The 13,635-nt window shown below is 70.4% G+C and carries 13 protein-coding genes; 3 read left to right on the plus strand and 10 right to left on the minus strand.

From position 1 onward, the window contains the following. Positions 1–54 precede the first annotated feature (54 nt). Positions 55–1,512, minus strand: coding sequence for an amidophosphoribosyltransferase (gene purF, locus MT346_RS15925; protein WP_243564067.1), 1,458 nt, complete (start codon positions 1,510–1,512; stop codon positions 55–57). 71 nt (positions 1,513–1,583) lie between these two features. Here purF and purM point away from each other — a divergent pair, with 71 nt between their 5' ends. Beyond that, a complete protein-coding gene (purM, locus tag MT346_RS15930) occupies positions 1,584–2,681 on the plus strand; it encodes a phosphoribosylformylglycinamidine cyclo-ligase (protein WP_243564068.1) in 1,098 nt (365 codons plus the stop codon). 262 nt (positions 2,682–2,943) lie between these two features. On the opposite strand, the gene MT346_RS15935 is transcribed toward purM, so the two are convergent. Next, positions 2,944–3,162: a DUF3073 domain-containing protein gene (locus MT346_RS15935; RefSeq protein WP_243564069.1), complete on the minus strand. Its 219-nt coding sequence runs from the start codon at positions 3,160–3,162 to the stop codon at positions 2,944–2,946. A gap of 174 nt (positions 3,163–3,336) precedes the next feature. Here MT346_RS15935 and MT346_RS15940 point away from each other — a divergent pair, with 174 nt between their 5' ends. Next, the gene (locus MT346_RS15940) at positions 3,337–4,455 is read left to right on the plus strand and encodes an NAD(P)-binding domain-containing protein (protein ID WP_243564070.1); all 1,119 of its coding nucleotides are present in this window, start codon (positions 3,337–3,339) and stop codon (positions 4,453–4,455) included. 169 nt (positions 4,456–4,624) lie between these two features. Here MT346_RS15940 and MT346_RS15945 read toward each other — a convergent pair whose 3' ends face one another. The 4 genes from MT346_RS15945 to MT346_RS15960 form a co-directional block, all read right to left on the minus strand. Beyond that, complete coding sequence (locus tag MT346_RS15945) at positions 4,625–5,065, minus strand: DoxX family protein (RefSeq protein ID WP_243564071.1); 441 nt, start codon at positions 5,063–5,065, stop codon at positions 4,625–4,627. A 126-nt stretch (positions 5,066–5,191) separates the two neighbouring features. Continuing rightward, complete coding sequence (locus tag MT346_RS15950; protein ID WP_243564072.1) at positions 5,192–5,503, minus strand: DUF3072 domain-containing protein; 312 nt, start codon at positions 5,501–5,503, stop codon at positions 5,192–5,194. A gap of 109 nt (positions 5,504–5,612) precedes the next feature. Further along, complete coding sequence (locus tag MT346_RS15955) at positions 5,613–6,371, minus strand: hypothetical protein (RefSeq protein ID WP_243564073.1); 759 nt, start codon at positions 6,369–6,371, stop codon at positions 5,613–5,615. A 30-nt stretch (positions 6,372–6,401) separates the two neighbouring features. Then, positions 6,402–8,690, minus strand: a complete 2,289-nt coding sequence (locus MT346_RS15960) for an APC family permease (RefSeq protein WP_243564074.1) — start codon at positions 8,688–8,690, stop codon at positions 6,402–6,404. A gap of 119 nt (positions 8,691–8,809) precedes the next feature. Here MT346_RS15960 and MT346_RS15965 point away from each other — a divergent pair, with 119 nt between their 5' ends. Next, entirely contained in the window at positions 8,810–9,598 is a 789-nt protein-coding gene (locus MT346_RS15965) for a MerR family transcriptional regulator (protein WP_243564075.1), read from the plus strand. Positions 9,599–9,778: 180 nt separating this feature from the next. Here the strand turns inward: MT346_RS15965 and MT346_RS15970 are convergent, their stop codons facing one another. The 4 genes from MT346_RS15970 to MT346_RS15985 form a co-directional block, all read right to left on the minus strand. After that, positions 9,779–10,351, minus strand: coding sequence for a PadR family transcriptional regulator (locus tag MT346_RS15970; RefSeq protein ID WP_243564076.1), 573 nt, complete (start codon positions 10,349–10,351; stop codon positions 9,779–9,781). Further along, entirely contained in the window at positions 10,348–11,277 is a 930-nt protein-coding gene (locus tag MT346_RS15975) for a DUF4097 family beta strand repeat-containing protein (protein WP_243564077.1), read from the minus strand. The genes MT346_RS15970 and MT346_RS15975 overlap by 4 nt, the downstream gene beginning before the upstream one ends. 80 nt (positions 11,278–11,357) lie before the next feature. Continuing rightward, positions 11,358–12,659 (minus strand): ABC transporter substrate-binding protein, encoded by a 1,302-nt coding sequence (locus MT346_RS15980; protein WP_243564078.1) that lies wholly within the window; start codon positions 12,657–12,659, stop codon positions 11,358–11,360. A 68-nt stretch (positions 12,660–12,727) separates the two neighbouring features. Continuing rightward, positions 12,728–13,630, minus strand: a complete 903-nt coding sequence (locus MT346_RS15985) for a carbohydrate ABC transporter permease (RefSeq protein ID WP_243564079.1) — start codon at positions 13,628–13,630, stop codon at positions 12,728–12,730. Between the last annotated feature and the right edge of the window lie 5 nt (positions 13,631–13,635).

A 13,635-nucleotide genomic window follows, 5' to 3' on the forward strand; every position in this document is an offset into this window, starting at 1 on the left:
GGGCCCGCGGGCCCCGGGCCTCCCGTCTGTCATGGGCTGCGTCTGCAGCCGCGGTCAGCTGAGCTGGTTGGCCTCGACCCAGGACAGGTACTCCGGGCTCACCGTGCCGGTGACGTACTCACCGGTGAAGCAGCTCATCTCGAGGTCGGTGACGTCGGAACCCTCGATGATCGCGTCCCGCATGTCGCCGATCTCCTGGTAGATCAGGTGGTCGCTGCCGAGCACACGGTTGATGTCCGGGATCTTCCGGTCGTGCGCGATGAGCTCGGCACGCGTCGGCATGTTGATGCCGTAGACGTGCGGGTAGCGGACCGGCGGTGCGGCACTGGTGAACGTGACCTCGTTGGCGCCGGCTGCGCGGGCCATCTCGACGATCTCCTTGCTGGTCGTGCCGCGCACGATCGAGTCGTCGACGATCAGGATGTTCTTGCCCTTGAACTCGGACGACATCGCGTTCAGCTTCTGCCGGACCGAACGCTTGCGCTCGGCCTGTCCCGGCATGATGAACGTGCGGCCGACGTAGCGGTTCTTGTAGAAGCCCTCGCGGTACTCGATGCCGAGCTTCTGCGCGACCTGCATGGCGGCGGGACGGCTGGAGTCCGGGATCGGCATCACGACGTCGATGTCGCCGGTCGGGGCGTACTGCGCGATCGTGTCCGCCAGCCGGTTGCCCAGGCGCAGGCGGGCGTCGTACACCGAGATGCCGTTCATGATCGAGTCGGGGCGGGCCAGGTAGACGTACTCGAACGAGCACGGCACCAGGCGCGGGTTCCGGGCGCACTGCCGGGTGTGCATCGTGCCGTCCATCTCGACGAACACGGCCTCACCCGGGGCGACGTCGCGGACGATCTCGTAGCCGCCGGACTCGAGCACGAGCGACTCGGACGCGACGACCCACTCGGACTTCTCGGCCTCGTTGAACCGGTGCCCCAGGATGAGTGGCCGGATGCCGTACGGGTCGCGGAACGCCAGCAGGCCGTGCCCGGCGATCGTGGCGATGGCGGCGTACGAGCCCTCGACGCGCTCGTGCACGCGCTCGACGGCGTCGAACACCTGCCCGGGGTCGAGGTCCTTGCCCCGCACCTGGCCCTGCAGCTCGTGCGCCAGCACGTTCACCAGCAGTTCGGTGTCCGAGCTGGTGTTGAGGTGCCGGCGGTCGATGTCGAAGAGCTCACGGGTGAGCTCACGCGTGTTCGTGAGGTTGCCGTTGTGCACCAGGACGATGCCGTAGGGCGCGTTCACGTAGAAGGGCTGTGCTTCTTCTTCGTTGCTGGCGGCGCCCTTGGTGGCGTACCGCACGTGCCCCAGGCCCATGGTGCCGAGCAGCGCACGCATGTCGCGGGTGCGGAACGCTTCGCGCACGTGCCCACGCGTCTTGTGCATGTGGTGGATGTGCCCCTCGACCGTGGCGATGCCCGTCGAGTCCTGTCCCCGGTGTTGCAACAGGAGCAGTGCGTCGTAGATGGATTGGTTTGCTGGCCCCTGGTTGACGAGGCCGACGATGCCGCACATGCGCGGAGTGCTCCAGACCGTAGGATCGGGTGGTACCGAACAAGTCTGCCATGCCCCGCGGAGGACGACGTATGCCCAACCCCTACGCCGAGGCCGGCGTCGACACCGCTGCCGGTGACCTGGCCGTCGAGCTGATGAAGTCTGCCGTCTCGGCGACCCACAACGCCTCGGTGCTGGGGGGTGTGGGCGGATTCGCGGGACTCTACGACGTCTCGTTCTTGAAGGACTTCTCACGACCGCTGCTCGCGACCTCGACCGACGGCGTCGGCACGAAGGTCGCCATCGCCCAGGCGATCGACAAGCACGACACCATCGGCCAAGACCTGGTGGGCATGGTCGTCGACGACATCGTCGTGGTCGGCGCGAAGCCGCTGTTCATGACGGACTACATCGCCTGCGGCCGGGTCGTGCCGAACCGCATCGCCGACATCGTCGCGGGGATCGCCCGCGGCTGCGCCGACACCGGCACGGCGCTGGTCGGCGGCGAGACCGCCGAGCACCCGGGGCTGCTGGGGCCGGACGACTACGACGTGGCGGGTGCCGCGGTCGGTGCGGTGGAGGCGTCCGACGTCCTGGGCGCTCCGCTGGTTCTCGACGGGGATGTCGTCATCGCGATCGCTTCGTCGGGGCTGCACTCGAACGGGTACTCGCTCGTCCGGCACATCCTGTCCACGCGTGGGGTCTCTTACACCGACACGCTGCCCGAGTTCGGCTCCGGCACCGTCGGTGAAGCGCTGCTCGAACCGACGCGGCTGTACACGACGCCGCTGCTCGGGCTGCTGGCGGACCACCCCGGTGCGGTGCACTCGATGTCGCACGTGACCGGTGGTGGCATCGCGGCGAACCTGGCGCGCGTGCTGCCCGTCGGGTCGTGGGTCGAGGTCGACCGTGCGACGTGGGAGCCCCTGCCCGTGTTCCGCGTGCTCGCCGACATGGCGGGGACGCCGATCGAGGACACCGAGGGCACGTGGAACCTCGGCATCGGGATGTTCGCCGTCGTGGATGCCGGTGCTGCGTCGGCGGTCGTCGATGCGCTCGGTGCCGCGGGCATGGCGTCGTGGCCGGTCGGTGTCGTGTCGATGTCCGCACGCGAGCTCGACGGGTTCGAGCAGGGTGCGAAGGGCGTCGACGGGGGCGCGGTGCGGCTGACCGGGGCCTACGCGGGCTGAGGCTGGCGCGCGGGGTGCGTGTGCGGGGGCGCGCGCGGGTGCGCGCGGGTCACGTGCCGACTCGGAACGACACGGTCGATGTCGCACGACGTCCACGGTGTCGCTCGGGCGGCAGGCTGCCCGCGAGGCGACATGGTCGATGTCGTACGACGTCGGCGGTGTCGCGCGGGCGACAGGTTGCCCACGGGCGCCGCGCGTGCGTGCCCCCGCGCACACGAGAACGCCGCGCTGCCCGAGGGCGCGCGGCGTCATCCAGCCCAGGTCAGGCGGACTTGTTCTGGTCCTGCTGGGGCTCGAACTCGTCGTCTTCGTCGAGCTGCTCGGGACCGTACTGGTCCGCCCAGCGGTCGGTGTAGTCCTCGTCCGAGTGCTGCCCGGAAGCGAGCTCGCGTTCGAGTGCACCGTAGTTCGTCTCCGGGCTGAAGTACTTCAGCTCCCGAGCGACCTTGGTGTGCTTTGCCTTCTGACGGCCGCGCCCCATGCGTGACCCCCTCGTGTGTCGGCTCGTGTCCGGTCGTACGGGGGACGAGTCATCACCCGGGAATCCGAACGGTTCGTGGTTGCAAATCTGCCGATCACTCTACCATGTACCCCTGTCCGGACCCGCCGCACGCCGAGCCCGATCGCGACCGGTGGTCCGGCAGAATCGGACGCGATGACCGACCCCACGTCCGGACCCGTCCCCGTCGACCAGCACGCGCGCGTGGTCGTCATCGGCGCGGGGCAGGCCGGGCTGTCCGTGGCCTACCACCTGCGCCGCCTGGGACTCGAGCCCGCGTCCGACCTGGTGGTCCTGGACCGGGCGCCGGGGACGGGAGGCGCGTGGCAGTTCCGGTGGGAGGCGCTGCGGCTCGGCTGGGCCCACCGCGTCCACGACCTGCCCGGCATGCCGGAGATGGGGCTGCGGTTCGAGGACGCGGACCGCGGTCGACCGGCGCGCGACGTCGTCGGCGAGTACTACCGCCGCTACGAGGAACACCACGAGCTCCGGGTCCGGCGACCCGTCGCGGTGACGGCGGTCACGCGCGTCGAGGGTGGTCTGCAGGTGTCGGTGCGGTCCGCCGACGGCCACCAGCAGCAGATCGTCGCCGAGGCCGTGGTGAACGCCTCGGGCACCTGGGGAACACCGTTCGTGCCGTGGTACCCCGGCCGTGACACCTTCACGGGTCGGCAGGTCGACACCACGGAGTACCGCGCGGCGAGCGAGTTCGCCGGGCAGGACGTGGTCGTGGTGGGCGGTGGCACGAGCGCGATCGGGTTCCTGCTCGAACTCGACGGCGTCGCCCGGTCGACGCGGTGGTTCACCCGGCGGCCGATGGTGTGGAGCGACGGTTCGGCGCTCGACGTGGAGTCCGCCGTCGCCGCGGTGGCGGAGCAGGACCGGGCCGCCCGTGCCGGCGAGGTGCTGCCGAGCATCGTCAGCGGAACCGGAGTGCCGGTGTCGCGCCGCATCCAGCAGGGCCTGGACCACGGCGTGCTGCACGACGAGCCGATGTTCGCCGCGGTGGAGCCCGGCGGGGTGCTCACCCGTGACGGCGAGCACGTGCACGCGGACGCGATCATCTGGGCCACGGGCTTCCGGGCCGACCTGCGGCACCTCGCACCGCTGCACCTGCGGACCGAGCACGGCGGCGTGGCCGTCGTGGACGGGCAGAGCGTGGACGAGCCGCGGTTGTTCCTGGCGGGCTACGGTCCCCAGGCCTCGACGATCGGGGCCAACCGCGCCGGACGCCGCACGGCACGGCAGGTGATGGCGGTCCTGGCCAGCGACTGACCGCGAACGGTGCGCCGAACGGGCAACGTGGTGCCAGGTTGTTGGCTCGGTGCGAGGTTGTTGCCTCGCACCGAGCGGCCAACCGCGCACCACGGGTGAACCGCGCACCACGGGCGAACCGCGCACCACGGGCGAACCGCGCACGGTGCGCCGTGCGGGGGCGGCGGCGCTACGCGGCCAGGGGCTCCTCGGGGCCACGTCGGCGGCGGGACGCGCGGAGCACCAGGGCGTCGAGCGACAGCCGCCCGGGCCCGGTCAGCGCGACGGCGAGCGCACCCGCCGCCAGCACGAGCACGTACTCGAACCCGCCGTCCTGCGAGAAGAACCCGGCCGAGCCGTGGGCCAGCACGCCCGCGACGACCATGTCGACCGCCAGTAGCAGCCCCACGATCCGGGTGGCGACGCCGAGCACCAGGAACACGCCCCCGACCAGTTCGAGTGCGGCCACGACGGGCGCTGCCACTTCGGCGAAGGGGACGCCCATGCCGGCGAAGCCGTTCGCGACGCCCGGGATGCCCTGGGCGAACTTCTGCGCGCCGTGGGCGATGAAGACCACGCCGAGAGCGACGCGGAGCACGGTCAGGCCGATCGATGTCGATGTCGTTCGCATGGCCTCGACCGTACGAGGTGACGCGTCATCGATCCGGGTCGTTGACCGCTCTGCCCGGGGATCGCCAGCCGATGTCCAGCCTGCGGTCCCCAGAAGCGCGGACCGCAGGCCAGGACCGATCGACCGTCAGGACGTGGCGCCGATCGTGCCGGAGGTGTCGGACCCGTCCGGGGTGCCGCGTCCGGTCTCGTGCTGCAGGCGGTCGATGTGCTCCGACGCCTCGGCCTTGGTCAGGTCGGCGGGGAGTTCCTCACCGGCCTCGCGCGCCAGGGTGTCGAGGTAGCTGCGCTGCGGGCCGGTCATGGGCTCGTCGCCGGTGACCCACTGCTCGGGGTCCTTGCTGGCCGTCGTGGAGGGGTCGGGACGGGCGCCGCCGAGGGTCTCGCCCGAGTGGTCCTCGTCGGCGTCGTGGGCAGGAGTGGGAGTTGCGTCGGTCATGGCACGGACGCTACGCCGCCCCCACTGACACCCGGAGCGGCCCCGGGGGACACGCACGCGGACGGGACACCAGCGCCGACGGGACACCAGCGCCGACGGACACGTCCGCTCAGACCGGCACGGCCGTGTACCGCACCAGGTCCGGCCCGACCTCGTTCGCCGCGATCGGCACCGACCGCTCACCCTGCCGGATCCACATCGTGTTCGCGGGCTCGTCGATCCGCTCGACCGGGTGCAGTGACCCGTCGAGCAGCACCGCCGCCCGCACGTGCACCCGACCCGAGGGCTCCCGTGGCGGCAGCCCCGGCACGTCGTCCGCGTACGCCGGGTACTCGCCGGGCGCCAGCAGCGGGCTGATCGGCGTCGTCACGATCTCGGTGCCGACGGCCCCCGACGCGGTCGGCACGTCGGCGCGCACGGTGACCAACCGGACCACCTGGTCCTTCGGCAGCGGCACGTCGACGACGCCGGAACCGGCCAGTGCGCGGAACGCGGGCCGACCGTCGGGGCCGAGGTGGGCCTCCTGGCCGTCGATCCGGACGCGACCGCGTCCCCGGGTGTCCGCGTAGGTGCCGGGGGACAGGTCGGAGCGGCGCGCCTCGATGGCCGGGACGACGACCCGGTCGGGTCGGTACCAGTCGCGCAGGGTGGCGGGGTCGACCCAGCCGATGCTCGCGACGCCCCGCGTCAGGGACGCGTCGTCGTCGACGGCGCGTTCGTCGACCGCGCCGAGCGGGTGCGATCCGACGACCGCCACCAGGCCCTCGTGGTCGTCGTCGCGGTCCTCGAGCACCTCGACGCGTTGGGACACCTTGCCGCCGTGGCCGTCGAACGTCGCGTAGGTGCGCAGGTCGGGAGCGTCGGTCATGGCATCAGATCGTAGGCCTGGAGGGCCGGGTCACTCCGCAGACGTCGGCGACCGGACGGCGGACGCCGGCACCAGGGCCGTCACTTCGCCCGTGCACTCGGCCGGGTCCACACCCTCGGCCGGACCGGCCGGTCGGGTCGCGCGACGGGACGGCTGCGCGCCCGGGCGCTGCGCGTCCGCCCGGTGGGGGTCGGTGTGCCCGGGCAGGACGAGGAGCGCCTGTGCCTGCAGGCTGTTGCGCTGGTCGGACCGGGCCAGGCGGTCGTCGTCCTCGTTGCGGAACACGCCGTTCGGCGCGCGGCGGAGCGACGGCCGGACGGGTTCGCCGCGGCGGTCCTGTCCGGGCAGGGGACGCGAACGACGGCCGTACAGCAGTTCGGACGAGTCGAGCAGCCATGGCACCAGTGCGACCGTGACACCGTGCACGAGCAGCAGGCGCTTGCGGATCCGGCGGCCGCGGTGGTTGTGGAGCAGGCCCTCCCACCAGTGTCCGACGACGAAGACGGGCGTGTAGACGGTGACGACCTCGGAGCCGTGCTCGAGCCGGTGCGCCTTGATGTACCGGATCAGCGGCGTCGAGATGTCGCGGTAGGGGCTCGGCACGATGGTGAGCGGGACCTCGATCCCGTGCTCGGCCCACTGCTGCTGCAGCAGGGCGGCCTCGGCGTCGTCGATGGCGACGTGCACGGCCTCGAGTCCGGCGTGCTCGGCGGCGATGGCGTAGTCGAGGGCCTTGAGCACGGGCTTCTGCAGCTTGTTCACCAGGACGATCGCGTGGTCGCCGGTCGCGCCGAACTCGGTCTCGACGTCGACCTCGATCTCGTGCTTGACGTCGCGGTAGTAGCGGTTGACGCCGAGCATCAGCACGAACAGCACGGGCATGATCACGAACACCAGCCAGGCGCCGTGCGTGAACTTCGTGATGGTGACGATGACCAGGACGACGAAGGTGAACGTCGCGCCGGTGGCGTTGATCGCCCGCGAGCGCATCACCTGCCCGCGGTTGACGGGCTCGGTCGCGGTGCCCTCGCGGTCCTCGCGCAGCAGCCGGGTCCAGTGCCGCACCATGCCGGTCTGCCCGAGCGTGAACGACACGAACACACCGATGATGTACAGCTGGATCAGGCTCGTGACGTTGGCCCGGTAGACCACCAGTAGCGCTGCGGCGACCAGCGCGAGGACGATGACGCCGTTGCTGTAGATCAGGCGGTCGCCGCGGGTCGACAGGGCCTTGGGGGCGTACGAGTCGCGCGCCAGGATCGAGCCGAGCAGTGGGAAGCCGTTGAACGCCGTGTTCGCCGCCAGCAGCAGCACCGCGGCGGTGGTCGCCTGGATGACGAAGAACAGCACGGTGTTGTTGCCGAACGTCGCGGCGGCGATCTGGGCGATCAGCGACCGCTGCGGGGTCGTCGTGCAGTTCGCGAACCCCTGCAGGTCGCAGGCGCTCTCGGCGTAGTGCACGCGGGACACCAGCGCCAGGGTGATCAGGCCGACGAACAGCACGATCGCGATGCCGCCCATCGCCACCAGGGTCGCCTGCGCGTTCTTGACCTTCGGGCGGCGGAAGGCCTGCACGCCGTTGGCGATCGCCTCGACACCGGTCAGTGCCGAACACCCCGAGGCGAAGGCGCGCAGGAGCAGCAGGATGAAGGCCGCCTGCGTGGTGTGTTCGACGTTCTGCACCGTGTACGCGGCGGACTCGGCGACGGGGGCGTTGCCGGCCAGCACGCGGATCAACCCGGTGACGACCATGACGAACACGCTCGCGACGAACAGGTAGGTCGGCACGGCGAAGGCCTTGCTCGACTCGCGCACACCCCGCAGGTTCGCGGCGGCGAGCAGCACGACGAAGACCAGTGCGAGCTCGACGCGGAACTCGTTCAGCACGGGCAGCGCGGAGATGATGTTGTCCACGCCCGAGGCCACCGACACGGCGACCGTCATCACGTAGTCGACGAGCAGCGCGCTCGCGACGACCAGGCCCGCCTTCTCGCCCAGGTTGCGGTGCGCGACCTCGTAGTCGCCACCGCCGGACGGGTACGCCTTGATGAGCTGCCGGTACGACGCGACGACGACCAGCAGCAGCAGCACGACGAGTGCGGCGACCCACGGGGCGAAGGTCAGGAACGCCATCCCGCCCAGCAGTAGGATCATCAGGAGCTCCTGCGGCGCGTACGCCACGCTGGACAGCGGGTCGCTCGCGAAGATCGGCAGTGCCAGGTGCTTCGGGAGGAGCTGTCCTTCGAGCTTCTCAGAGGGCAGGGGCTCCCCGATCAGTCGCGACTTCAGCGACCGGATCTCGTTCGTCACGAGCGGCAAACCTACTCACTTCCGGGCGGGAGTCAACACGAGGGACCAGCGCGGTGTTCCCACATCGGCGAACTCGGCCGGCCAGACCCCTTGTGGTTGACGCTGCGTCAACGTCTACCGTCGTGGACATGAGCGGTTCGACAGACATCCCGACGCCCGCTGCGAAGGCGCCGCACAGCATCGCCGACGTGACCCGGTCCGCCGGGGTGTCCAGCCGGACGCTCCGGCACTACGACGCGATCGGGCTGCTGCCCGTGACCGCGGTCGGCGACGGCGGGCTCCGCCGCTACGACGACCGCGCGCTCGTGCGGCTGCAGCGCATCCTGCTGCTGCGCGGGCTCGGGCTCGGCCTGCCCGCGATCCGGCGCGTGCTGGACGGCGAACAGGACGACGTCGTCGCGCTCACCGCACACGTCGCGTGGCTCGAACGGGAACGCGACCGCATCGCACGGCAGCTCGCCGCGGTGCGCACCACCATCACGAAACTGCAGGGAGGACAAGACATGACCACGAACGACACCTTCGACGGGTTCGACCAGACGCGGTTCCGCGCCGAGGTCGAGGAGCGCTGGGGCGCGGACGCCTGGCAGCGTGGTGCCACCTGGTGGGACGCGAAGGACCCCGCCGCCAAGCAGGCGTTCCAGGACGAACAGCGGGCGATCGCTGCCGACGCTGCCGCACTGGCGGCCTCGGGCGACGCGTCGTCGTCCCCGCGGGCGCTCGCGCTGGCCCGGCGGCAGTTCGCGTGGCTGGCCCAGGCGACTCCGCCAGCCGAGCTGACCGCCGACCGGTTCCGCACGCTGGGCGACATGTACGTCGCCGACGAGCGGTTCACCCACGCCTACGAGTGGGCGGGGCCCGGCGCGGCCCGAGCGCTCCGCGACGCGATGCACGCGCTGGCGGACGCGGGGCTCTGAGACGCGGGCAGCGGGGGCCGCGGGGAGCAGCCGGTGGGGTGCCGGTGCGGCGGTGCGGTTCGGCCGGGCCAGGTCGCACAGCCTGACAGACATCGCGCCCCGTGGAGACGGGGCGCGATGTCGTTGCGGGGGTGCGAACCGGACGGGAGGCCCGGGTCGCCGCCGGCACACCGGTGCGGCTCAGAGCGACTTGCGCAGCGCCTCGAGCCCGTCACGCAGGCGCGTCACGGTGTCCGGCGAGAGCGTGCCGCGGGTCGCACGACGCCGCAGGTCGGCGCGGACCTGCTGCCGGAACGACGACAGCGCCATCTCGAGCTCCCGCAGGGCGCGGGCGCTCTCGGACGGCACCGAGGTCGGTTCCTCGGCGTTGGCGCTCTGGGCCGAGGCGGCGAGGTCCGCACGCAGCGACCGCATCGCGTCGCCGACCGAGGCCCGGACACCGTCGGCGAGCGAGCGCACCGAGTCGTTCACGCCCTGTTCGAGCGAGTCGATCTCGTCCTTGCGGGCGTCGAGTTCGGCGCGGCCGGCCTCGGTGATCGCGTAGACGGTCTTGCGGCCGTCGGCGGTCTTGCTGACCAGGCCGTCCTCTTCCAGCTTCGCCAGACGCGGGTACACCGTGCCGGCGCTCGGGACGTAGGTGCCGCCGAAGCGCTCGCCGAGGGCCTGGATGACCTCGTACCCGTGCATGGGGTGGTCGGCGAGCAGCGTCAGCAGGTACAGGCGCAGGTGGCCGTGCGCGAAGACCGGACTCATTCGGGTGCCTCGCTCTCGTCGACGACGGGCGCGGTCGGAGCGGCAGGCGCGGTCGGCGCGACGGGCGCGGTGGGGTCCGTCGGGCCGGCAGGGGCGCTCGGCGCGGTGGCGGTCGGCGCGGCGGGGGCACTCGGCGGCGCGTGCAGCACCGCGATGTCGCCGGAGACGGAGTTCACGCGCAGGTCGAGCCACTGGCCGGACAGCTCGCCGCCCTGCTTGACGTACGAGCCGCGCACGCCCTTGATCTCGGCGTCGTCGAACTGCAGCTTGCCGCTGGCCGTGCTGACGGTGCAGCGGTAGGGGATGCCGTCCTCGAGCCGGACGCTCACGCCGCCGGACACGGTGTTGACCTTGGCGGAGTCGGGGGTGCCGCGCAGGTCGAGCACGACGTCGGCGGACACCCCGTCGGCCGAGAACCGCGGGATCTCACCCGTCGCGACGACGTCACCGGACACGGTGTGCACGGTCAGGGCACCGTCGAGGTCGCGCATCGTGGTGGTGCCCGAGACCGCGTTGACGGTGATGTCGCCAGCCACGCCGTCGACGACCACGTCGCCGGAGACGGTGTTGAGCGTCGCGCCGCGGTTGGTCCCCGACAGCAGCGCGCCGGCGGACACGACCCCGAGCGTCACGCCCGCGTCGCGGGGGACCAGGATGCTGACGTCGGCGTGGGCCTTGCCACGGAACGACTTCAGGAAGCCGATCGGGTCGTCCCAGCGGATCTGGGGGTGGTCGACGGTCAGGGTGTCACCGTCGAGCTCGACCTTGAGCGGCTTGCCGGACACGCTGTGGACCTCGATGCGAGCGGTGGGTTCGTCGTGTGCGACGACGTCGACCTGCCCGCCGACCAGGCCGACCCGGACCGACCGGACGATGCCCGTGTCGATGACCTTGGGCTCTTCGACGAGCCACTTCTCCTGTGCCATGCTGTCTCCTCGAACTCGCGATGTATCGCGTCTGGTGTGGACACGATACATCGCGAGTCGGGATGGTGCAACGACTTCCGTCACTGCTTGTCGAGCGCGGCCTGTGCCTTCTGTTCGGCGGCCTTGAGGGCGTCCTCCGGGCTGGTCTTCAGCAGCATCGCGGACTGCAGCTGCGTGGACAGTGCCGCGCTGACCTCGCCGTACGCGGTGATCGAGGGCCGGGCCTTGGCGTACTCGAGCTCGTCGGCGAAGGCCGTCAGGCGCGGGTTGTCCTCGAGGTACTTCTTCCACGTCGCGTTGTCCGACGTCTTCTTGTTCGCGGGCAGCAGGCCGGTGTTGATGTCCCACTTCGCCTCGGTGTCTGGGCTCAGCCACCACTGCATGAACTTCCACGACGCGTCCTGCTTCGCCTTGGTCGACTTCAGCAGGTACGAGTTGTTCGTGCCGAGGTTCATCGCCGGCTTGTCGATGCCGGGGAGTGCGAAGACGCCGACGTTGTCCTTCTTGAGCGTGCTGTCGATGGTCGACAGGTCGTACGCGCCGGTGATGGCCATCGCGGCCTTCTTGCTCGTCAGTGCCGGCACAGCGCCGTTCGTCGAGGTCGTCATGAGCGACTGCGGGTACGCGGATCCGTCCTTCAGCATGTCGGTCCACGCCGTCAGCGCCTTGACGCCCGCGTCACTGTTGAACTCGACCTTGGTGTTGTCGTCGTTCAAGAAGTCACCACCGGCGCTCCACAGCATCGACTGCCACGTGAAGACCGGCCACTCACCGGTGCCGATCGGCAGGTAGGCGCCGTACTGCGTGGTGCCCTTCGTGAGCTTCTTCGCGTCCGCGGCCAGCTCGGCCCACGTGGTCGGGGTGTCGGTGATGCCGGCGTCCTTGAACATCTGCTTGTTGTAGACGACCGCGTAGTCACCGATGTCCGTGGGGAGCGTGTACTGCTTGCCGTTGAACGCGCCTGTCGACAGCATGCCCTCGGTGAAGTTGTCCTTCGTGATGCTGCCGCTCGACAGGTAGTCCTCCAGTGGCAGGACCTTGCCGGTCTCGATGACCTGGCCGGTCTGCTGGGGCGTGCTGTCACCGAGCACCAGGTCCGGGCCGGTGTCGTTCTTCAGTGCGTTGATGAGCTTGGCGTCGAACTGGTCGGACGAGGCCGCGTACTGGGGCTGGACCTCGATCGTGTCCTGCGAGGCGTTGTACTCGTCGATGAGCTTCTTCACCTCGGTCGCCTGGGGGCCGGTGTAGTTGTGCCACAGCGTGATCGTCGTCTTGCCGCCGCTGGAGCCGGAGTTGCCGGTGACGGACCCGCCGGAACAGCCGGACAGGGCCAGTGCGGCTCCGACGGCGAGAGCCGCGATGCCGAGCAGTCGCTTGCGCATGAGATGTCCTTTCTCGGACGTCTTGGGGGAGAGGAGCGGAAGGAGAACGGAAGGAGGTGCGGGGTTCGTCAGCGCAGGCCGCCGGCCATGGCCGACACGATCTGCTTCTGGAAGATGATGAAGACGACGAACACCGGCAGGATCGCGAGCGTCGACCCGGCCATCAGCAGGTTGAAGCTCTGACTCGCGTTCGCCGACTGCAGCTGCGTCAGGCCGACCGACACCGTGAAGAACTCGGTCTTGGACGCGACCAGGAACTGGAAGAAGAAGTTGTTCCAGTTGTAGACGAACGACAGCACCGCGAACGAGCCGATCATCGGGGTCGCCATCGGTGTCACGACGGACCACATCCGCCGCCACACCCCGGCACCGTCCACCCGGCTGGCGTCCTCGATCTCGCTCGGGAACGAGGTGAAGAACTGCCGGAACAGGAACGTCCCGAGGATCGAGGGGATGTTCGGCACGATCAGGCCCTGGTAGCTGTTCAGCCAGTGCAGCGACGACAGCAGGGTGATGAGCGGGGTGAAGACGACCTCGAACGGCACCAGCAGCGCGGCCAGCAGCACCAGGAAGACGATGTTCTTGCCGGGGAACTTCAGCCGCGAGAACGCGAACCCGGCCGCCAGGCTCGTGACGATCTGCCCCGCGGTGGTGGCGATCGCGACGACGGTGGAGTTGAAGTAGTACAGCCCGAACGGCGCGACGGTGAAGATGTCGGAGTAGTTCGACAGCTGCCAGTGCCGCGGGAAGAACGACGGCGGGAACGCCAGCGCCTCTTCCGACGACTTGAAGCTCGTCAGCACCATCCACAGGAACGGGCCGAAGAACAGCACGACCGCGATGATCAGGATGACGTGGCGCAGGACCGCAGGCGAGTGCTTGCGGAACAGCACGCCGGCAGGCCGGCTACGGCGGGGACGGGAGGCTCGGTGCGCGTCCGCCAGGGGCGCGCCGGAGAGTGCTTCGGTCACTAGCG

Source organism: Curtobacterium sp. VKM Ac-2922 (assembly GCF_022815645.1).
Classification (GTDB): domain Bacteria; phylum Actinomycetota; class Actinomycetes; order Actinomycetales; family Microbacteriaceae; genus Curtobacterium.

Bases quoted from the DNA above. Each gene is read 5' to 3' on its own strand.
- MT346_RS15940 (WP_243564070.1), top strand. From the start codon at position 3,337: ATGACCGACCCCACGTCCGGACCCGTCCCCGTCGACCAGCACGCGCGC.
- MT346_RS15945 (WP_243564071.1), bottom strand. From the start codon at position 5,065: ATGCGAACGACATCGACATCGATCGGCCTGACCGTGCTCCGCGTCGCT.
- purF (WP_243564067.1), bottom strand. From the start codon at position 1,512: ATGTGCGGCATCGTCGGCCTCGTCAACCAGGGGCCAGCAAACCAATCC.
- purM (WP_243564068.1), top strand. From the start codon at position 1,584: ATGCCCAACCCCTACGCCGAGGCCGGCGTCGACACCGCTGCCGGTGAC.
- MT346_RS15935 (WP_243564069.1), bottom strand. From the start codon at position 3,162: ATGGGGCGCGGCCGTCAGAAGGCAAAGCACACCAAGGTCGCTCGGGAG.
- MT346_RS15955 (WP_243564073.1), bottom strand. From the start codon at position 6,371: ATGACCGACGCTCCCGACCTGCGCACCTACGCGACGTTCGACGGCCAC.
- MT346_RS15965 (WP_243564075.1), top strand. From the start codon at position 8,810: ATGAGCGGTTCGACAGACATCCCGACGCCCGCTGCGAAGGCGCCGCAC.
- MT346_RS15970 (WP_243564076.1), bottom strand. From the start codon at position 10,351: ATGAGTCCGGTCTTCGCGCACGGCCACCTGCGCCTGTACCTGCTGACG.
- MT346_RS15975 (WP_243564077.1), bottom strand. From the start codon at position 11,277: ATGGCACAGGAGAAGTGGCTCGTCGAAGAGCCCAAGGTCATCGACACG.
- MT346_RS15950 (WP_243564072.1), bottom strand. From the start codon at position 5,503: ATGACCGACGCAACTCCCACTCCTGCCCACGACGCCGACGAGGACCAC.
- MT346_RS15980 (WP_243564078.1), bottom strand. From the start codon at position 12,659: ATGCGCAAGCGACTGCTCGGCATCGCGGCTCTCGCCGTCGGAGCCGCA.